The 18,008-nt window shown below is 71.3% G+C and carries 23 protein-coding genes; 9 read left to right on the forward strand and 14 right to left on the reverse strand.

The annotated features are described in order from the left end of the window. Window positions 1–6: 6 nt before the first annotated feature. Window positions 7–741 (reverse strand): response regulator transcription factor, encoded by a 735-nt coding sequence (locus ACWD2L_RS04190; protein WP_351330775.1) that lies wholly within the window; start codon window positions 739–741, stop codon window positions 7–9. 123 nt (window positions 742–864) lie between these two features. Here ACWD2L_RS04190 and ACWD2L_RS04195 point away from each other — a divergent pair, with 123 nt between their 5' ends. The 3 genes from ACWD2L_RS04195 to ACWD2L_RS04205 are packed head-to-tail and all read left to right on the forward strand — an operon-like array spanning window position 865 to window position 2,935. Next, on the forward strand, window positions 865–1,566 hold the full coding sequence (locus ACWD2L_RS04195) for a glycosyltransferase family 2 protein (RefSeq protein ID WP_351330773.1): 702 nt from the start codon (window positions 865–867) through the stop codon (window positions 1,564–1,566). Next, window positions 1,563–2,189, forward strand: a complete 627-nt coding sequence (locus ACWD2L_RS04200; RefSeq protein WP_351330771.1) for a TIGR04282 family arsenosugar biosynthesis glycosyltransferase — start codon at window positions 1,563–1,565, stop codon at window positions 2,187–2,189. The genes ACWD2L_RS04195 and ACWD2L_RS04200 overlap by 4 nt, the downstream gene beginning before the upstream one ends. Window positions 2,190–2,197: 8 nt before the next feature. Continuing rightward, entirely contained in the window at window positions 2,198–2,935 is a 738-nt protein-coding gene (locus tag ACWD2L_RS04205) for a class I SAM-dependent methyltransferase (protein ID WP_351330770.1), read from the forward strand. Here ACWD2L_RS04205 and ACWD2L_RS04210 read toward each other — a convergent pair. Further along, window positions 2,833–3,309: a hypothetical protein gene (locus ACWD2L_RS04210; protein ID WP_351330768.1), complete on the reverse strand. Its 477-nt coding sequence runs from the start codon at window positions 3,307–3,309 to the stop codon at window positions 2,833–2,835. The genes ACWD2L_RS04205 and ACWD2L_RS04210 overlap by 103 nt on opposite strands. 5 nt (window positions 3,310–3,314) lie before the next feature. Further along, the gene (locus ACWD2L_RS04215; RefSeq protein WP_351330766.1) at window positions 3,315–4,538 is read right to left on the reverse strand and encodes a molybdopterin-dependent oxidoreductase; all 1,224 of its coding nucleotides are present in this window, start codon (window positions 4,536–4,538) and stop codon (window positions 3,315–3,317) included. 113 nt (window positions 4,539–4,651) lie between these two features. Here ACWD2L_RS04215 and ACWD2L_RS04220 point away from each other — a divergent pair, with 113 nt between their 5' ends. Further along, entirely contained in the window at window positions 4,652–6,028 is a 1,377-nt protein-coding gene (locus tag ACWD2L_RS04220; RefSeq protein ID WP_351330764.1) for a hypothetical protein, read from the forward strand. A 36-nt stretch (window positions 6,029–6,064) separates the two neighbouring features. On the opposite strand, the gene ACWD2L_RS04225 is transcribed toward ACWD2L_RS04220, so the two are convergent. Both ACWD2L_RS04225 and ACWD2L_RS04230 read right to left on the reverse strand, forming a co-directional pair. After that, window positions 6,065–6,469, reverse strand: coding sequence for an SseB family protein (locus ACWD2L_RS04225; protein WP_351330763.1), 405 nt, complete (start codon window positions 6,467–6,469; stop codon window positions 6,065–6,067). 96 nt (window positions 6,470–6,565) lie between these two features. Beyond that, window positions 6,566–6,979, reverse strand: coding sequence for a hypothetical protein (locus tag ACWD2L_RS04230; RefSeq protein WP_351330761.1), 414 nt, complete (start codon window positions 6,977–6,979; stop codon window positions 6,566–6,568). A 213-nt stretch (window positions 6,980–7,192) separates the two neighbouring features. Between ACWD2L_RS04230 and ACWD2L_RS04235 the strand changes: the two genes are divergently transcribed. Continuing rightward, window positions 7,193–7,663: an ATP-binding protein gene (locus tag ACWD2L_RS04235; RefSeq protein WP_351330759.1), complete on the forward strand. Its 471-nt coding sequence runs from the start codon at window positions 7,193–7,195 to the stop codon at window positions 7,661–7,663. Window positions 7,664–7,673: 10 nt separating this feature from the next. Here ACWD2L_RS04235 and ACWD2L_RS04240 read toward each other — a convergent pair whose 3' ends face one another. After that, a complete protein-coding gene (locus ACWD2L_RS04240) occupies window positions 7,674–8,318 on the reverse strand; it encodes a Pr6Pr family membrane protein (protein ID WP_351330758.1) in 645 nt (214 codons plus the stop codon). A 153-nt stretch (window positions 8,319–8,471) separates the two neighbouring features. Next, entirely contained in the window at window positions 8,472–9,176 is a 705-nt protein-coding gene (locus tag ACWD2L_RS04245) for a nucleotidyltransferase domain-containing protein (protein ID WP_351330756.1), read from the reverse strand. Window positions 9,177–9,352: 176 nt separating this feature from the next. On the opposite strand from ACWD2L_RS04245, the gene ACWD2L_RS04250 reads away from it, so the two are divergent. Both ACWD2L_RS04250 and ACWD2L_RS04255 read left to right on the forward strand, forming a co-directional pair. Continuing rightward, window positions 9,353–9,550 carry an antitoxin gene (locus tag ACWD2L_RS04250; protein WP_351330754.1) on the forward strand — a complete coding sequence of 66 codons (198 nt, stop codon included), beginning with the start codon at window positions 9,353–9,355 and terminating at the stop codon, window positions 9,548–9,550. Window positions 9,551–9,695: 145 nt separating this feature from the next. Further along, window positions 9,696–10,010: an EthD family reductase gene (locus ACWD2L_RS04255; RefSeq protein ID WP_351330753.1), complete on the forward strand. Its 315-nt coding sequence runs from the start codon at window positions 9,696–9,698 to the stop codon at window positions 10,008–10,010. Between the two features lie 22 nt (window positions 10,011–10,032). Here the strand turns inward: ACWD2L_RS04255 and ACWD2L_RS04260 are convergent, their stop codons facing one another. From ACWD2L_RS04260 to ACWD2L_RS04290, 7 genes are all read right to left on the reverse strand, one after another. Further along, entirely contained in the window at window positions 10,033–10,554 is a 522-nt protein-coding gene (locus ACWD2L_RS04260) for a hypothetical protein (protein ID WP_351330751.1), read from the reverse strand. Between the two features lie 76 nt (window positions 10,555–10,630). Then, window positions 10,631–11,806 (reverse strand): pyridoxal phosphate-dependent aminotransferase, encoded by a 1,176-nt coding sequence (locus ACWD2L_RS04265; protein WP_351330750.1) that lies wholly within the window; start codon window positions 11,804–11,806, stop codon window positions 10,631–10,633. 47 nt (window positions 11,807–11,853) lie between these two features. Beyond that, window positions 11,854–12,663 (reverse strand): alpha/beta fold hydrolase, encoded by an 810-nt coding sequence (locus ACWD2L_RS04270; protein ID WP_351330748.1) that lies wholly within the window; start codon window positions 12,661–12,663, stop codon window positions 11,854–11,856. Next, window positions 12,660–12,938: a muconolactone Delta-isomerase family protein gene (locus ACWD2L_RS04275; RefSeq protein WP_451187186.1), complete on the reverse strand. Its 279-nt coding sequence runs from the start codon at window positions 12,936–12,938 to the stop codon at window positions 12,660–12,662. The genes ACWD2L_RS04270 and ACWD2L_RS04275 overlap by 4 nt, the downstream gene beginning before the upstream one ends. Window positions 12,939–12,962: 24 nt before the next feature. Further along, window positions 12,963–13,817: a catechol 1,2-dioxygenase gene (catA, locus tag ACWD2L_RS04280; protein ID WP_351330744.1), complete on the reverse strand. Its 855-nt coding sequence runs from the start codon at window positions 13,815–13,817 to the stop codon at window positions 12,963–12,965. A 42-nt stretch (window positions 13,818–13,859) separates the two neighbouring features. Continuing rightward, a complete protein-coding gene (locus tag ACWD2L_RS04285) occupies window positions 13,860–14,963 on the reverse strand; it encodes a mandelate racemase/muconate lactonizing enzyme family protein (protein WP_351330743.1) in 1,104 nt (367 codons plus the stop codon). Further along, window positions 14,960–15,868 (reverse strand): LysR substrate-binding domain-containing protein, encoded by a 909-nt coding sequence (locus ACWD2L_RS04290; RefSeq protein WP_351330741.1) that lies wholly within the window; start codon window positions 15,866–15,868, stop codon window positions 14,960–14,962. The genes ACWD2L_RS04285 and ACWD2L_RS04290 overlap by 4 nt, the downstream gene beginning before the upstream one ends. 251 nt (window positions 15,869–16,119) lie before the next feature. On the opposite strand from ACWD2L_RS04290, the gene benA reads away from it, so the two are divergent. Both benA and benB read left to right on the forward strand, forming a co-directional pair. Then, on the forward strand, window positions 16,120–17,475 hold the full coding sequence (benA, locus tag ACWD2L_RS04295; protein WP_351330740.1) for a benzoate 1,2-dioxygenase large subunit: 1,356 nt from the start codon (window positions 16,120–16,122) through the stop codon (window positions 17,473–17,475). After that, window positions 17,472–17,978, forward strand: a complete 507-nt coding sequence (gene benB, locus ACWD2L_RS04300; RefSeq protein ID WP_351330739.1) for a benzoate 1,2-dioxygenase small subunit — start codon at window positions 17,472–17,474, stop codon at window positions 17,976–17,978. Before benA ends, benB begins: the two co-directional genes overlap by 4 nt. Window positions 17,979–18,008 lie beyond the last annotated feature (30 nt).

Consider the following 18,008-nt stretch of genomic DNA (forward strand, 5'->3'; position numbering starts at 1 on the left):
GGTCACTCAGACCACCTGGTCCACCGGCTCGAAGCGGTAGCCCACGCCCCACACCGTCTGGATCAGGCGCGGGCGCGCCGGATCGTCCTCGACCTTGCCGCGCAGCCGGCGGATGTGGACCGTGACCGTCGACAGGTCGCCGAACTCCCACCCCCACACCTCGCGCATCAGGTCCTCCCGGCCGTACGCCCGCCCCGGATGGCGCAGGAAGAAGGCCAGGAGGTCGAACTCGCGCAGTGTCAGGGCGAGTTCGACGCCGTCCCGCGTGACCCGGCGCGCCGCCGGGTCGACCGTGAGGCCCGCCGCGCGCAGCGGACTCTGCCGGGCGGTGGCGGGGCGGGCGCGGCGCAGTACCGACTCCACGCGCAGTACCAGCTCGCGCGGGCTGAACGGCTTCGTCACGTAGTCGTCCGCGCCGACCTCCAGGCCGAGGATCCGGTCGTCCTCGTCGCCGCGCGCGGTCAGCATGATGACCGGGACGGGGTCGCGTTCACGCATTCGGCGGCACACCTCCAGGCCGTCCATGCCGGGCAGCATCAGGTCGAGCACCACCAGGTCGGGCCGGTGCGCGGCGGCCCGTGCCAGAGCCGCGGGGCCGTCGCCTGCGCGGTCCACCCGGTAGCCGGCGCGGTCCAGGTATCCCGCCACCACCTCGGCGACGGTGGGGTCGTCGTCGACGACGAGGACGCGGCTCGCGCCGTCGTCGGGGGCCGGACCCGTGGGCTCGTATGGCTGCTGCATGTCACCAGCCTCGCACCGCGCCGGGCATCCGAGGCGTCCCGGCCGGGCCCGAGCGGTCGACGTCCGTGTTTCGTAAGGATCTAGCACCCGAAATGTCGGAATCGGGATCGTAGGGTGGGACCTGTGACAAGCCCACCCACCACCGTCGACGTGGTCCTTCCCTGTCTCAACGAGGCCGAGGCCCTGCCCTGGGTCCTCGATCGGATCCCGCCGCACTGGCGAGCCCTCGTCGTCGACAACGGCTCCACCGACGGCTCCGCCGGGATCGCCCGCTCCCTGGGCGCCCAGGTCGTGCGCGAGGAACGGCGCGGATTCGGCGCCGCCTGCCACGCGGGCCTGACCGCGTCCGACGCCGACATCGTCTGCTTCTGCGACTGCGACGCCTCCCTCGACCCCGGCCTGCTCGTCCCCTTCGTACGCGAAGTGGCCGACAGCGAGGCCGACCTGGTCCTCGGACGGCGCCGCCCGACGGCGCGCGGCGCCTGGCCCGCGCACGCCCGCGCGGGCAACCTCGCGCTCGCCCGCATGCTGCGCCGCAGGACCGGCCTGCGCCTGCACGACCTCGGGCCGCTGCGCGCCGCACGCCGCGAGGCGCTGCTCGGACTCGACCTCACCGACCGGCGCAGCGGCTACCCCCTGCAGATGGTGGTGCGCGCCGCCGACGCCGGCTGGCGGATCGCCGAGCACGACGTGCCGTACCTGCCGCGCACCGGCGCCTCCAAGGTGACCGGCACCTGGCGCGGCACCTGGCAGGCGGTGCGCGACATGAGCCGGGTACTGGGCGAGACGCCCGAACGGGAAGAACGGGAAGGGAGCGTCCGGTGAGTGCCCCCTACGACCTTCTGGTCATCGCCAAGGAGCCGCGCCCCGGCCGGGTCAAGACCCGCCTCACCCCGCCGTTCACACCCCAGGAGGCGGCGGACCTCGCCGAGGCCGCGCTCGCCGACACCCTGGACGCGGTCGCCCTGGCCCCGGCCGCCCGCCGCGTCCTCGTCCTCGACGGGGAGCCCGGGCCCTGGCTGCCACCCGGCTTCGAAGTCGTGCCGCAGTGCGCGGGCGGCCTCGACGAACGCCTCGCGGCCGCCTTCGCCGGGTGCTCCGGGCCCGCGCTCCTCGTCGGCATGGACACCCCGCAGGTCGACCCCGGTCTGCTCACCGTCGACTTCGCCGACTGCGACGCCTGGTTCGGCCCGGCGCTGGATGGCGGCTTCTGGGCCCTCGGCCTGGCCGACCCCGACCCGGGGCTGCTGCGCGGCGTGCCCATGTCCACGGCGTACACCGGCGCCGCACAGCGCGCCCGGCTCGTCGAGGCGGGCCTGCGAGTGCGTGACCTGCCGCCGCTGCGCGACGTGGACACCGCCGAGGACGCCGCCGCCGTGGCCGCCGAGGCGCCGCACGGCCGGTTCGCCGCACGCCTGGCGCGATGTACGACGGGGGTGCACCAGTGAGAGCGCGCATGAGCCCCTCCGTGAGCGCGCCCGCCGCCCCTTGGGCGGGCGCCGACCCGTACTCCGCCGCCCTGCGCTCCGGGCGCGGCCCCCTCTTCCTGCGCCGTGCCGACGGCTGGCTGCTGCCACTCGAGGTCGAACGCTGGTGTGCGCGGGCCGACGCCGTCGACCGGCAGGTGCTCGATCGCTGCGAGGGCGCCGTGCTCGACGTCGGTTGCGGGCCCGGACGGCTCGTCGCGGAACTCGCCGCACGTGGGCGCACCGCGCTCGGCGTCGACGTCAGCGACGCCGCCGTCGCCCACAGCCGGGGCCTCGGCGGCCAGGCGCTGTGCCGCTCGGTGTTCGACCCGCTGCCCGGCGAGGGCCGCTGGAACACCGTGCTGCTGATGGACGGCAACATCGGCATCGGCGGCGAACCGCACACCCTGCTCACCCGCCTCGCTCAACTCCTCGCCCCCGGCGGCCTGTTGGTGGCCGAGTCGGCACCCGTCGACGTGGACGAACGCGCCAGCGTGCAGGTCACCGACTCACCGGGACAGGCCCAGCAGCCGGGACAGACCGGGGGCCACCACTTCCCGTGGGCCCGGCTCGGCACCCCGGCCCTGCTCCGGTACGCGGCCGGGGCCGGCCTGCGCCCCATCGATCAGTGGTCCGTGGGCGGCCGCTGCTTCGCCGCGCTGCGTACCCGCACCGCGAACAGCAGCGCGGACCCCGCGAACAACGCAGCCGTGACCAGCAGCCAGTGACCGAGGTACACATCGGCGGAGCGACCGGTCGCCGACCGGTACCGCTCGTCCACCACCCCGCTGATCAGCGGGAACCAGACGAGCAGCAGCAGCCCCGACAGGGCGGCGGGAACCCGCACGTACCCCACCCGCTCCCGCCGCCCGGCCGCCGCGAACCCGCGCACGAGCAGCCGGTCCACACCCGCGTACAGCGGCACCAGCACGAGATCGTGCACCAGGGCGGCGCCCACCAACCACAGCGCCACCCCGAACCAGTCGTCGGCCAATAGACGCACGCCCGCGTACCCGGCGAGCGCGAACGAGCAGAGCAGCAACAGCAGTTGAAGCGGACTGCCCAGTGGGATGCCCGACCGGCTGCGACGCAAGAGTGACATCACGGTCACACCTTTCCGAAGGTGAGCCGTGCGACCCACTTGGTGTTGAGCACGCCCGGCGCGGCGGGCACGATCACGCGCGCCGGGTAACCGTGATCGGGGGAGAGCGCCTCCCCGTTGACGTACAGGGCGAGCAGTGAGCCCGGATCGGCGACCTGGTTGGCGCGCAGCGCGGCGTGCCGGAAGGCGCCGCGCCGTTGCAGTGACTCGACGAGCACATCCGGCGGATCGGCTTCGTGGCCCACCAGTGCCGCGAGGTCGCGCAGCCGCACACCGCGCCACCACTGGTCGGAGGTCGACCAGCCCTCGACGCAGGCGATGGGCAACGCCGAGCTGTGCAAAGGGAGTTGGGACAGTTCGGCGCGGCTGAGGCGGAGTGTGCGGCCTGCCCGTCCGACGATGACAAGACGCCACGCGTCCTCGGCCGTCTCCGCGCGCTCGATCCCCGCGTAGGCGGCGGTCTTGTTGATCTGGAAGCCGTTCGGGCCCTCGGCCGGGTCGGCGCCGCCGTGCGGGGCGAGCAGCGCGGTGCGGCGCGCCGGACCGTCGAAGCTCTGCCCCGCCGTCGTACCGAACAACAGCAGCGACCCGCCGCCGACGAACCACAACGCACCCCGCCGCGAAACCGTCGGCGGATCCGGTCGCGGAGCCACCAACTCGCCCTCCTCGCGTGCACGACGCACATTGCGCATCGCCGCCGGAACCTTCAGCACCGCATGCGCCACGAACGCGGCGAAGAACACCCACGCCCCGTAGAAGTGCAGCGGATAGAACGAGCCGGGGAAGAGATAGTCGAGCTGCACATTCAGCACCCCCGTGACGAACTCGAAGAGTCCGCCGCCGACCAGCAGCAACAGCGAGACACGTTCGAGCGCGTGTGTCACCGAGCGGACCGGCGGCAGCGTGAACAGCTTCGGCACCACCGACCACAACTTCGCCAGCAGTACGGGGATCAGTGTGATGCCGAGCGTGACATGCACGCCCTGCGTGAGCCGGTACAGCCAGTGCGGGTCGGTCGGCCAGGCGAAGAGGTAGAAGCCGAGGATCCCCTTGTCGGGCGTCTTGTCATTGAGCGGGGACAGGCCCGGGTTGTACGCCGCGTACGAGACGAGGCCCGTCACGAACAGCACGGTGATGCCGACGAGCAGCACCAGACCCAGCACGGAGGTGAACCAGGGGCCGCGCAGCGGGCTGCGCCAGAAGGAGGGCGAGGCGGGGGTGGAGCGCATGTCTCGACCGTAGGCCGCGACCCGGGTGAATCCGTGTGCACGACTCATGACGAAACGCTGACATCAGGGCCGGTCGGCGCAGTGCGGGACGCCTCGCGGCCTAACGTTCCGGTGTGACCCCCCGCACCGACCGATCCTCCGCACGACGCGACCTGTACGCCGCCGCGGCCGCGCTCCTCCTCGTGCTGACCGCCGCGCTCGTCGGCCGCCACATCGAGGACACCTACGGCACCCTGCACGTCGGCGCGCCCCCGCTGTACGGAAAGTGGCTCCCGCACCTCGGCCCCGGCACACCCGCCGCCCTCGTGGTGGCCGCCGCCATCGTCGTGTACGGCCCCGTGCTCGCGGCCCGGCTCCGCTGGCGCGCCCTGCTCGCCTCCGCCTGGGCCACCGCGACCGCCTGGATCCTCTCCCTCGCCCTGATCGACGGCTGGCACCGCGGCATCGCGAAGCGACTCACCACGAAGTACGAGTACCTACAGGTCATCGACCGCTTCCACGACATCCCGGCCACCCTGCGCGATTACACACATCACATCCTCATCGACTCGCCCGACCACTGGCCCGCCCACACCGCCGGACACCCACCCGCCGCCCCGCTCACCTTCGTCCTTCTCGACCGCATCGGGCTCGGCGGCGGCGGATGGGCGGCCCTGTGGTGCATCACCGTCGGCGCGACGGCGTGCGTGGCCGTGCTCGTCGCCGTGCGCGCGCTCGCCGGGGAGGAACTCGCGCGCCGCGCCGCCCCGTTCCTGGTCGTCGTGCCGGGCGCCGTGTGGATGGGTGTCTCGGCCGACGTGTACTTCGCCGCCGTCGCGGCGTGGGCGGTGGCCCTCCTCGCGCTCGCGGTCAGCGGGCGCTCGCTCTGGTGGGCGGCGGGATCCGGGCTGCTGTTCGGGCTGACCTGCTACCTCTCGTACGGGCTCACGCTGTTCGCGGTCATCGCCCTGGCCGTGCTGTTCCTCGGGCGGGGGAGGGTGCGGGAGCGGCCGCTGTCGCTCGCGGGGCTGTTCTGCGCCGGGTTCGTCGTCGTGCCGGCCGCGTTCACGCTCGCCGGGTTCAACTGGTGGGAGGCGTACCACCTGCTGACGACCCGCTACTACCAGGGCGCCGGCGGCATCCGGCCGTACGGCTACTGGGTGTGGGCCAACCTCGCGTGCACGGTCCTGGTCGTCGGTGTGGCGACGGTGGCGGGGCTGCGGCGGGCGGTCGGACAGTTGATCCGGCGGGACGGCATCGGACAGTTGATCCGGCCGGACGACAGAGGGAGCGACCGGGCCCGGCTCGCGCTCCTCGCGACGGCCGCGCTCGTCGCCCTGCTCGCCGCCGACCTGTCCGGCATGAGCAAGGCGGAGACCGAACGCATCTGGCTGCCCTTCGCGATGTGGCTTGTCCCCGCCTGCGCGTTCCTCCCCCGGGCGAGGCCGTGGCTCGCCGCACAGGTGGCACTCGCCCTGCTCGTGAACCACCTGGTGCTCACCGGGTGGTGACGCGGTGCTCGTGGCACGACGGGGCTCCGGCCCGGCTCAGGCCCGGTGGCCGAGCAGCTCCCGGACGCCCTCTCCGTTGAGCGTCAGGGCGTCGGGCGAACCCGCGTCGATCGTCATCGACAGCTCCGTCGGCCAGCGCGAGGCGAGTGCGCCCAGCGGTACCGGTGTGCAGCGCGAGATGAACGGAAGCAGTTCCGACATGCGCAGCTCGGACGTGAACAACGGGACGAGCTGCTCGCCGCCGGGCTGCTCGATGACCGGCAGGGACAGCGCGGGAGAGGCCGAATCCTGCTCCTCGCCCGTCTCGTCGGGCACGGGTACGAGGACCTCGCAGCCGGCGAGTGCGTCGAGCGCGCCCTGGTCCTCCGTATTGAGGCTGAGGGCGCTGAGCGCCTGCTGCGCGGGGGAGTGGCCGTTCTGCGGGATGGAGTTCTCGTGCATGGTCGAAGTCCCCTCTGGAGTGCGGGCGGATGGCGCCCCGCGTACCCAGGGGGTGTCGGTCCATGCCAGGGAGATCGGGAGTCGACGGCGACCGGCTCAGGCCGCCGCCCGTCTCGCCCAGGCCCGGCCCCACCGCCCCATCATGTGCGGGCACAGTGGCCGTCCGTGCAGCAGCTCCACACCCTCAGTGGCGCCCGTGGCGACGAAGAAGCAGCGGCCCATGGACGACTGCAGCGTGGTGGTCCAGCGGGAGCCGTCACCGACGGCGATCGCGCCGCGCAGCAACTCATGGCCGATCCCCTCGCGGCGCCACGACTCGTCGACCCAGATCGCCTGCAACCGCCCGACCGCGCAGTCCTCGCACAGCCGGAACCGGACCTCGGCGATCTGCCTGCCGGCCTGGGTGCGGGCGGTGATCCGCCACTGACCGTCGGCGCCGGGGCGCTCTTCGGCGAGCATCACCACGGTTCCGTCACCGGTCGTGATCAGCCCGCCCGTCCTCCTACGCATGCGGGCCTCCAGCGGGCGTGCTGTGTCGGAGTTGTGCCCGCGCATCCTTTCACGCGGCGGGGTCGTGACGACAGGGGGTTCCGGGGGTTCCTGCTCCCGGGAGCCCCCACTGAACGCGCAGCGGTCGCGCGCCGTATTCCAAGCCGCTTGCACGGTCGCGCCGAATGCCACGGGGAGGGCGCCACCCTCACGTACCGATCCGGAGGAACCGTCATGTACGTCTACCGCGCGAACGGGTCGAGCGAGCAGAGCACCGCGGACGGTCGGCAGACGCTGCCCGCATACGCGGAACGCTCCCGCCCGTTGCTGACCTGGAACCAGTCGGTCGAACTCGCCGCCGCGCAGGCACGCGAGCGGGTGCGGCGGGCGCTCGACGGGTACGCCGTCGACCCGCGCGCCGTCGACGCGGCCGTCCTCGTCGCCGGCGAATTCGTCGCCAACGCCTGCGAACACGCCCGCGGCCCCTACCAGTTGCGCCTCACCGTAAGCCGCACGCTGTGCGTCGAGGTCCTCGACTGGGGCCCCGGCCTGCCCGCGGCCGTCCTGCGGCGCACCTCTTCCGCGCCGAACTCCGTCGAGCGGGGCCGTGGCCTGCTGATGGTGGACCGGCTCGCCGGTGGGGCGTGGGGCAGCCGGAGGCTCGCGAGCGGACACTGCGTGTGGGCCGAGGTTCCGGCACGCTGACGTCCCGATATCAACTGGCAAGTGGCAGCGGCCGCTTGAGGCGCCGCGTGATCCGCCGGTCGATCCACACGTACAGGCACAGCAGCACGCCCGCGAGCACCAGCACTCCGGCGATGTTGCGCAAGGCCGTACCGTACCCGCGTACTTGCACGTCGAGGAACGGATACGGATACCAGTCCGTGACCGCACCGTGGACCAGCGTGTACGCGATCCACAGCACCGGCCACACGAACGCCCGCCGCGCCGTCGCCGCGTCGATCCGCGCGCGCGGCCCGAACAACAGCCAACCCAGGACGGTCAGGGGTGGCGCGACGTAGTGCAGCCCCACGGTGGCCCACATCGGGACCCCTTCGAGGTGGATCTGCGGCGCCAGGACGATCGCGTACACCAGGCCGGTGATGGTGATCCCCAGTAGCGCGTCCAGTCGCAACACGCGCCACAACGCCCCGTCCCGCGCTGGGCGAAGCACCAACGACGCGGCGCAGACCAGCACCAGAACATTGCTCTGGATCGTGAAGTAGCTGAACATGCGCACCAGCCGGGTCAGGACATCGGCGTGATCCCCCGCGGTGTCCCCGGCCCCGGCGGCGGACTGACCGCTGAACACGAGCACGAGCTGCGTGACCAGTGCCGCGGCGGTGACGGCGGCCAGCACGCCGTGCCACGGCCGGGAGAGGTCGTGAGCCCGGTCAACTGCCGTGGCGCGTACGGGTCCTGTGATGGTGATGACGGACTCCTCGATCTGCGACGTTGTGAGCGTTTCATCGAGTATGACCGATATGGCGATGGTGGTGAGGGCCGGGGAAACTCAGCCGCGGCGGTACCCCGCCCAGTACGTTCCTCCCGCCGCCTCCAGGACCGCGCGCACCCCATCGGCGAAGCGCTCCACGCCGTCGTCGGCGCCGGACACGGCCGCCGCCGCGCCGGCCGTCAGCCGCTTGTGCAGTCCCGCGTCCGCGTCCGCGAGCCGTCGCGACAGCCACTTGCCGCTGCCGAGCCAGTGTCCGCCCGCGAGCAGCGCGAGCTCCGAGGCGCGACCCAACAGGTGCGCGACGAGGTAGGTGCGTTCCAAGGGATCGGCGCAGCCTTCGAGGTCGTCGAGGGTGTCGGTCAGGGCGTAGCGCCTGTCTTCCAGTTCACTCTCTGAGACCGGCGGGGGACCGGCCGCCCACCGCCGCCGGGCCTCCGCCTGCAGCGCCGCGCCGATCCCGTCCGCGTCGGACAACAGCAGCCCCTCCGCGCACATGGCCAGGAGCGGGGAGCGACGCTCCGCGGTCTCGCGCTCGACGAAGCGGTGCCAGTCGGCCTCGGTCTGCACGAACAGTTCCACCGGCCACCCGTCGCGCAAGAGACTCTCGCGGTAGGGCGCGGGCGGGCCGGACAGTAGGACCACGATGTCCAAGTCGGAGCGCGGCGTGCGACGTGCGGTCAGGACGCTGCCCGCCAGGAAGGCGGCGCGGGCGTCGGGAAAGCGGTCGCGTACCAGTCGCTCGGCGGTCCTCACATGATCCATGGCGGCAGTGTGCCGCCGCCGACGGGTCCCGGGCACTTGGTTTTGAGTGTCCCGCGCTTCTTCGGGGCCGCTCCCGAGTCGTAGGAGCCGGCCCGCCCCGCTGGTGCGCGCGCATGCGCGCAGCGGCCTCAGGGGCGATCCTGGACATGGCAGTAGAGGCCCACGAGGAGGTTGCCATGTCCGCTCTGGACAAGATCAAGCAGATGCTCAAGGGGCACGAGACCCAGGCCGGCAAGGGGATCGACATGGCGGGTGATGCCGTGGACAAGAAGACCCAGGGCAAGTACAGCTCCCAGGTCGACTCCGCCCAGGAGCAGGCCAGGAAGCATCTCGGAATGGACCAGGACAAGGGTCAGGACGGTTCGCAGAAGTAGGCAGAACCAGGCAGAAGCCGGCAGAAGTGGGAGGCAAGGATCAGCCGGACTGGTCTGGCGCGGCCGGGGAAGGTGACAGTGGTGCGGGAGGGCCGGGCGACACGGCCCTCGACCTGAGCGGACCGTGCCACGAGGAGGCCGACCGATGTACCGGATGACCGTCATCTACGATCACCCCGCCGACCCGGAGAAGTTCCTGAAGCACTACCGGGAGGTGCACGCCCCGATGGCTTCGCAGATGCTGGGGCTGCGGTCCTTCCAGTGGAGCGTGGCCGAGATGCCCGACGGCTCGCGGCCGCCGCACTTCCTGGTGGCCGCGCTCGACTGGGACTCCAAGGAGGAGGCGCTCGCCGCGCTCGCCACACCGGCCGGCCAGGCGGGCGCCGAGGACATCGCCAACTTCGTCGCACCGGGCGCGCTCAGCATGAGCTTCTCGGAGGTCGTCACGTATCCGCTCTGAGCGGGCCGCCTGGGCGCGAAGGTCAGTGACCGGCGAGCAGTTTGACGGAGACCACGCCCAGGCCGATCGCGGCGTTGAGCGCCGAGGTCACCGTGGCGTGCAGGGCCCCGGCTCCGGCCCGGCGCCCACCGACGAACCCCCACAGGGCCAGCGTGGCGACCTCACTGCCGGCGGCGATCCACAGCGCGGTCGTGAGGCCCACGGCTCCCAGGGCGGATGTGCCGATCAGCAGCAGCGGCCCGATGGCACTGGTCAGCAGGGGGCTGCTGGTGAACAGCTCGTGCCGGATCTCGTGCAGGGTGGGGCGGCTGCCGTGCACGACCGGGTGGGCCTGCATGTCCGCGACCAGGGTCGCCAGCCACAGGCCGAGCGCGGTGGCCGCCACCGCCACCGTCGCCCCCGTGTGGGTGCTGTGCCCGCCCTGCGCGAGGCCCACCAGTACGGCGAGCAGGGTCAAAGAAGCGTAGATGCGCTCCTTCAGGCGCTCACCGCGCACTGCCGCACGGTCGTACCCGGCGGCCTCCGGAGATGTGCTTTCGCTCATGATCGAACCCTATAAGGGTATTGCGGGGGAACATTTGTTTACCGGGCGCGGGCGCGGACGCTGCGGCAATGCCCGATCACCGCAGCGTGTCGACGAACTTGCCCAACCGCTCGATGCCCTCGCGGAGCTCATCCGCCGACGCCGCGTACGACAGCCGTACGTGCGTGTCCGCCGTGTGCGTTCCGAAGTCGCGGCCCGGGGTGAGGGCCACGTGCGCCTCCCGCAGGGCCCGTTCGCAGAACTGCCAGGAGGTGAGACCGGTGCCGCCGACGTCGAAGTAGACGTAGAAGGCGCCGTCGGGCGGGACGGGGACGGGCAGGCCGATCCGGTGCAGGCCGTCGAGGACGAGCGCGCGCCGCTCGGCGAACTCGGCGCGGCGCTCCTCGCAGACCGCGAGGGACGCCTGGGTGAAGCACTCCAGAGCGGCCTGCTGGGCGGGGGCCGAGGCGCACAGGAAGTAGTTCTGGGCGAGCCGCTCCATCGCGGGGACCAGCGTTTTCGGCGCGATGCACCAGCCGAGCCGCCAGCCGGTCATGCCGAAGTACTTCGAGAAGCTGTTGATGACGATGGCGTCGGGGTCGACCGACAGCGCGCTGCGCGGCGGCCGACCGTGCTCGTCGTGGTCGCTGAGGTCGAGGTAGATCTCGTCGACGAGCCGCCACGCGTCGCGCTCGCGTGCGAATCGGCAGATCGCGTCCAACTCGTCGATCGGCACTGAGGTCCCGGTCGGGTTCGACGGCGTGGCGACCATGACGCCCGACGTCCGGTCCGTCCAGTGCTCCCGCACCGATGCCGCGTCCAGCTGGAAGCGGGTGTCCGCGGTGGTGGGTACGAGGGTGACGTGCGCGCCGAAGCTCTCGACGATCTGCCGGTTGCACGGGTACGAGGGGTCCCCGATGAGCACCTCGTCGCCGGTGTCGACGAGGGCCGCGGTGGCCAGCACCAGCGCGGCGGAGGCACCGGCGGTCACGACGACGCGGGACGGGTCGACCTCGACGTGGTGGCGTTCGCGGTAGAAGCGGGCGATGGCCTCCCTGAGCGCGGGCAGGCCAAGCGCCGCCGTGTAGGACAGCGGCCGTCCGTCCATGGCCTCGCGCATCGCCTCCCGCACCGCGGGAGGCGCCCCGAAGTCCGGTTCTCCGATGCTGAGTTTGACGACGTGGTGGCCCTCGGCCTCCAGCGCCGCCGCCTGCTTGCTGAACTCCATCGCGTAGAACGGGGCGACGTTCTGCGCTCGCTGCGAGATCTTCATGCCTCGACCTCCGTCTCGATCGCGGCGGGGCATGGCGTGATCATATTTCAGCGGTCGAGTGCGCTCACCAGGTGCCCCCTCACCGCCTCCAGCAGCGGCGCGCCCGCCTCCGCGGCCAGATGGCCGCACTCCAGCACCTCAAGTCGGGCCCGGGGGATCCCGGCCGCGAGCTCGCGGGCGTGGGGGAGTGGTGTCGCCACGTCCTGGGACCCGCCCACGACCAGGGTCGGCGCGGTGATGTCCGCGAGGCGGTGCCGCAGGTCGTAGGTGGCCAGGGCGTCGCAGCAGGCCGCGTAACCCTCCGGGTCCGTCGCCGCGAGGGTGTCGAGCAGGTGGCGGCCGGTGTCGGTGGCGGCGAAGGCCTCGTCGCCGAACCAGCGGCCCGGAGAGCTCGCAAGGAGCGGAGCCGTGCCCTGGTCGCGGACGAGGCGGGCCCGCTCGTGCCAGGGCCCCGGCGGCCCGAAGTGTGCCGAGGAGCAGACCAGGGCCAGGGACGCGACGCGGTCCGGGTGGTGCGCGGCGAGGTGGGCCCCGACGGCTCCGCCCAGCGAGATGCCCGCGTAGTGGAACCGGTCCAGGCCGAAGTGGTCCGCAAGGGAGAGGACGAGAGCGGCCAGGTCGGCGACCGTTGTGCCGTGCGCCCCCACGCCGTCCCTCGCCTCCGGAAGGATGCCGGTGGGGGAGCCGCCGTGCCCCGGCAGGTCGTAGGAGATCGTGCGGAAGTCCCGTGCCAGGACCGGGACTTGGTCGGACCAGACCGCCGTGGACGTACCCAGGGACGGGCCGAGGATGAGCGGCGGCCCGTCGGCCGGGCCGCTCACCTCGTGGTGCGGCAACGCGGCGGTGCTTGTCGTCATCGCCCCGGGGTCCCGGCGGCGAGGTCCGACGGATGCTGGGCGAGCGGTGTCACCTCGATGGACATGAAGGGGAACAGCGGCAGGCCCCACAGGATGCCGTGCAGCGCCTCGTTGTCGGCGACGTCGAAGACACTGAGGTTGGAGTACTGGCCGACACACCGCCAGATGTGCACCCACTCACCGGACTTCTGCAGCTCCTGGCAGTAGGCCTTCTCCCGGGCCACCAGGTCGGCGCGCTCCTCCGGCGCGAGGTCGCGCGGGATGTCGACATCCATACGTACAGCGAACAACACAGTGCATCACGCCTTGTCGAGAACGAAGTCGTACGTCACCTCGCGCCCGTCGCCCGCGGCGACCGGCGTCGGATCGAGGATCAGCTCGGGCTTGACGGCGGAGGCGATGTCGTCGGACACGTGCTCGCCGCCGTCGAAGTACAGCTGGGTGGTGATGAGGTGGTGGCCGGGGGCCGACACCTTGAGGTGGAGGTGGGCCGGCCGCCAGGCGTGCCAGCCCGCGGCGGAGATGAGCTTGCCGCAGGAGCCGTCCGTCGGGATCTGGTACGGGGCCGGCTGCACCGTGTGGATCTTGAAGTTGCCCTGGTCGTCCGCGACGACCGTGCCGCGCAGGTTCCACTCCGGCAGGCCGGGAGCGAACTGGGAGTAGAAGCCGTCGTCGTCGGCGTGCCACATCTCGACGGTGGCGCCCGCCAGCGGCGTGCCGTCCACGGTGCGGACCTGGCCCTGGAACAGCAGGGGCGTTCCGCCCTCGTCCTCGCGCATCGGCAGGGTGGCCTCGGCGGGCAGCTCCGGCGCGTCGGGAACGTAGTAGGGGCCCTCGATGGTGCCCTTGGTGCCCTCCCGCTCCTCGTTCGCGACCTCCTCGACGACGTGCTCGACCCACACGTCGAGGAACAGTGGCCACTCGCCGTCCTCGCCGACCTGGATCAGCCACGACTTCAGCGCGTCGTACTCGGCGTAGGTCACCTTGTGGCGGCGGATGATGTCGTGGGTGGCGCCCAGGAGTTCGGAGACGAGCGTGTTCACGCGACCGGTGTCGGCGACCGGCGCCCCGGCGCGCTGCTTGCTGCGGAACTGCTCGGTGGCCGCGTTCCCTGATGCGGAGGCCGTGGCCTGCTCGGTGGCGGTGTCCGTCATGGTGTGTCCCGTCCTTGATGAGGTGGAAGTGCGTCGGGTGTGTCAGACGTCCAGGCGGTAGCGGGCCAGCTTCTCGGGGTCGATGGCGATCCCGAGACCCGCGCCCTCGCGGACGCGCAGCGTGCCGTCCGCGATCGTGAGCGGCTCGGTGAGCAAGTCGTCGGACATGTCGAGGAAGTTGGAGAGCTCGCCCGCGTGCAGCGAGGAGGTGCGGTGGGCGGCGCCGAACGCGACCGAGCACAACGTGCCGATCTGCCCGTCGATCTGATTGCCCATCACCACCTCGACGCCGAGGCCCTCGCACTGGTGCAGCACCCGCTGCGAGGCGGTGAAGCCGGTGCGGGCGGTCTTGATGCTGATGGCCGTCGCCGAGCCGCCGAGCAGCTCGCGGGTGACCTCGGCGGCCCGGGTCGCGCTCTCGTCGGCGATGAAGGGGATCCGGCTCTGCGCGACGAGCCACCTGCGCCCCAACACATCGTCGGCGGGGCAGAGTTCCTCCGCGAACGTCAGATCCAGGTCGGCCATCTCGCGCAGGGCGCGGGCCGCGTCGGACGCCGACCAGCCGCGGTTGCCGTCCACATAGAGCTCCACGTCCGGGCCGAGGGCCGTCCGCAGCGCCCGGCAGGCGGCGACGTCCTCGCCGTACGGGTTGCGGCCCACCTTCACCTTGAAAGTGGTGATGCCGTACGTGTCCCGGACCCGCTCCGCCTCGGCGACCATCGCGTCGGCCGGGGCGAAGCCGACCATGTGGCTGACGCGCATCCGGTCGCCGTAGCCGCCGAGCAGCCCGGACACCGGCAGTCCCGCGCACTGGCCGAGCAGGTCCCACAGGGCCATGTCGACGGCGGCCTTGGCGGCCGGGTTGCCCACGGTCCGGTCGAGGCGGGCGTGCACGACCTCCCGCTCCAGGACGGTGAGTCCGAGAATCTGCGGCGCGAAAATCTTCTCGATCACCGCGACGACGGACTCCTGCGTCTCGCCGTACGTATAGGGGCGGGGCGGCGCCTCGGCCGTTCCCACCAGGCCCTCATCGGTGTGCACGCGGACCAGGACGTGGTCCGCGGTGTGCACCTCGCCGCTCGCGAACCGCAGCGGCTTGACGTAGGGAATGGCAAAGGGAATGGCCTCCACCTTGACGATCTTCATGGCATTCCCTCGATCTCTCTCACAAACAGGTCGTGCCGCTCCAGTACGTCCAGCAGCTGCCGGATCAGCGGCGAGTCGTCGTCGTGGCGCCAGGCCAGCGCCAGTGGCACGGTCAGCGCGTCCTCGATGTCCCGGCACACCACGCCCTCGCGGGGCGCTGAGCGGATCGAGGCGGGCAGTACCGCCACACCGAGTCCCGCGGCGACCAGGGCGAGCGCGGCCGAGGTCTCGGTGACCTCGTACGCGCGGTGCGGATAGAAGCCAGAGGCCAGACAGGAGCGGACGACGGCGTCGTTGACGACGGAGCCGAGCGTCGCGCCGTACATGACGAAGTCCTCGTGGCGCAGCTGCTCGACGCGGATGGCCTGGGCGTCGGCGAGCCAATGGCCCTCAGGGACGGCCGCGATGAGCGGCTCGTCGGCGATCAGCCGGTGCGCGATGCCCTCCTGCCGGATCGGCGGGCGCAGTACGCCGACGTCGAGGCGCCGCTCGATGAGGCCGAGCTCCTGGGCGGGTGTCAGCATCTCCGTGTGCACCTCCATCCGTACGTGCGGCATCTCGTGTTTCACCAGCCGGGCCAGCGTGGGCAGTTGGCGGTACGAGGCGGATCCGGTCAGGCCGACCCGGAGTACGCCCTCGACGCCGGTGGCGAACCGCCCCACGCGGGCCACCGCCTCGTCGACGGACGTGAGGATGCGCTCCACATCGGTGCGGAACACCTCGCCCGCGCCCGTCAGGGACACCTGCCGGGTGGTGCGGGTGAACAGCTCCACACCCAGCTCCGTCTCCAGGCGACGGATCGCCTGGGAGAGCGGCGGCTGAGCCATGTGCAGCGCCTGCGCGGCCTTGCCGAAGTGACGTGTCTCGGCGACAGCCGCGAAGTAGCGCAGGTGCCTCAATTCCATCCGACTGCCCCTTTGTTGCTGTTCGGTGGGGCCCTCGTTGCGCTTCAGCGTAGGGAGCTGACCCCATACCCCACAAATATCTTGTTGCAGGCTATTGAGATGTTCGCGATATCAATACCCCCCTGGGTCAACCCTGGGGGAATGTCCGGGGCCGACTCTTCACCCGACTGCCATCGTGCTGAAAAGCAGCCGCAACACGGCCGCCACCGGCCGCCACCAGGCAGGCCCGGCCGAGGCGAAGGGACGGGAACATGGCGGAGGGCACCAGTCGCGCACGGGGCATCCTCGCGGACGCCCTGGGGGTGGACCCCGCCCGCGGGGTCCACCGGATCAGGCGCAGCGTCTTCACCGACGAGGAACTGTTCGACCTTGAGATGAAGCACATCTTCGAGGGGAACTGGGTCTATCTGGCCCATGAGAGCCAGATTCCGGAGATAGGCGACTATTTCACCACGTACATCGGCCGCCAACCCGTCGTCATCTCCCGTGACAAACAAGGCGAGTTGCACTGCCTGATCAACGCGTGCAGCCACCGTGGCGCGATGCTGTGCCGGCGCAAGACCGACAACCGGACCACCTTCACCTGCCCGTTCCACGGCTGGACGTACAACAACACCGGCAAGCTGCTCAAGGTGAAGGACCCGCGCGAGGCCGGGTATCCGGAGCAGTTCAACAAGGACGGCTCGCACGACCTGAAGAAGGTCGCCCGCTTCGAGAACTACCGCGGGTTCCTCTTCGGCAGCCTCGACGCGGACGTCAAGCCGCTGGCCGAACACCTCGGGGACGCCGCCGTCGTCATCGACATGGTCGTCGACCAGTCACCCGAGGGCCTTGAGGTGCTGCGCGGCTCCTCCACGTACGCCTACGACGGAAACTGGAAGCTGCAGGCGGAGAACGGCGCCGACGGGTACCACGTCTCCGCCACCCACTGGAACTACGCCGCCACCCAGGCCCGCCGCACCTCCGGCGAGTCGGAGAACGACACCAGGACGATGGACGCGGGCGGCTGGGCCAAGCAGCGTGGCGGCTTCTACTCCTTCGAGCACGGTCATCTGCTGCTGTGGACGCAGTGGCTCGACCCGGCGAACCGGCCGCTGTACGAGCGGCGCGAGGAACTCGCCGCGCAGGTGGGCGCCGAGCGGGCCGACTGGATGATCGGTGTCTCCCGCAATCTGTGCCTGTATCCGAACGTGTACCTGATGGACCAGTTCAGCTCCCAGATCCGGCACTTCAGGCCGATCTCCGTCGACAAGACGGAAGTCACCATCTACTGCGTCGCCCCCAAGGGGGAGCCGGCCGAGCAGCGGGCGCAGCGCATCCGCCAGTACGAGGACTTCTTCAACGCCACCGGCATGGCGACCCCCGACGACCTGGAGGAGTTCCGCTCCTGCCAGAAGACGTACCTCGCCGGATCCATGCCGTGGAACGACCTCAGCCGCGGCGCCGTGCACCAGATCGAGGGCCCCGACGAGGACGCCAAGAAGATCGGCATTAACCCGATCGCCAGTGGTGTGCGCACCGAGGACGAGGGCCTGTTCCCCATCCAGCACCGCTATTGGCTCGACACCCTGAACCAGGCGCTCGACGTGGAAGAGGCGGCCAAGTGACCATCGCAGCCGCATCGTTGACGCTGGAGGACATCCGGCAGTTCCTGTACCGCGAGGCCCGGTACCTCGACGACCGCGAGTTCGAGAAGTGGCTCGCGTGCTACCGCGCCGACGCCGAGTTCTGGATGCCCGCCTGGGCGGACGACGACGCGCTCACCCGCGACCCGCAGACCGAGATCTCGCTGGTCTACTACCCGAGCCGGGCCGGCCTCGAGGACCGCGTCTTCCGCATCCGCACCGACCGCTCCAGCGCGACGAGCCTGCCCGAACCCCGTACCGGCCACAACATCAGCAACGTCGAGGTCACCGGCCGCGAGGGCGACCTGGTGCACGTGCGGTTCAACTGGTTCACGCTCTACTACCGCTATCAGACGACGGACACCTACTTCGGCACGTCGTACTACACCCTCGACTTCTCCGGGCCCGAGCCGCTCATCGCCCGCAAGAAGGTCGTCCTGAAGAACGACTTCGTGCACCACGTCGTCGACATCTACCACGTCTGAACCGCCCCCGCCCGCCGTTGAAATGAGCCG

The organism is Streptomyces sp. NPDC002754 (assembly GCF_053592315.1).